Here is an 861-nt window from a genome sequence, read left to right as displayed (position 1 = left end):
GCGCGAGCAGGCGGGGCAGCTCGGGTCACGCTTCACCAGCGCGCTCGCGATGCACCGTACGCTGACGGACGACGAGCTGCTCGCGATCGAACTCTCGCGCGGCCGCATCGAACAGCTACGCGCGCTGATCGATCTGCGCATGCTCGACCATCCGGCTGCGACGGCGGAAGCCTTCGCGACGATGAGCTCGCGCTACTTCGGCGACGGCGAGCGCTACGTCTCGACGGTTCGCGAACTGGCGACCCACCCGGGCGGCGCGCACGTTTCGACCGGCCGGTTCGCCGAACAGTACGTGCCGACGATGCTGTCGATCACGCAGTTGCGCGACGTGCTGCTCGCGGAAACCCAGGGCAGGCTGCGGCGCCATCTACGCTCGGCGATGCTGGCGCTGGCGGGCGCGATCGTCGCGGTCGTTGTGTTGCTGGGTGCGCTCGCGTGGCTGATCCTGATGTTCCGCCGCGAGGTGGTGCGGCCGTTCGCGCTGGCGGCCCGCGTGATCCGCGCTATCGCGAAGGGCGATCTGGCGGTCGAGATTCCGTCTTCGCATCGCCACGAGGAAATCGGCGAACTGTTTGAAGCGACGCACGTGCTGCGGCAATACAGCGTCGAGCGTGCGCAGCTCGAGACCGAACGCGGGCAACTGATCCGCGAGCTCGCGACGATGGCCGATACCGATCCGCTGACGCGGCTGTTGAACCGCCGCGCGTTCGAGCGCCGGGCGCGCGCGCTGCTCGACGACACCGGCGGCGCCTCGCCGCGCGTCGCGCTGCTGATGTTCGACGTCGACCACTTCAAACGTATCAACGATTCCTACGGACACGGCACGGGCGACGAGGCGCTGCGCGTGATCGCGGAACTATG

Annotated in this window: 1 protein-coding gene; it reads left to right on the top strand. The window is 68.5% G+C overall.

Features of this window, described 5'->3' with window-relative positions; translation table 11 throughout:
* On the top strand, positions 1-861 hold an 861-nt coding region (locus tag BMI01S_RS37185), incomplete at both ends, for a GGDEF domain-containing protein (RefSeq protein WP_042293313.1).

The sequence above is a fragment of the Paraburkholderia mimosarum LMG 23256 = NBRC 106338 genome (assembly GCF_000739815.1).
Classification (GTDB): Bacteria; Pseudomonadota; Gammaproteobacteria; order Burkholderiales; family Burkholderiaceae; genus Paraburkholderia; species Paraburkholderia mimosarum.
Note: the sequence above shows the minus strand (reverse complement) of the source record. Positions and strands in the feature narration are given on the sequence as shown.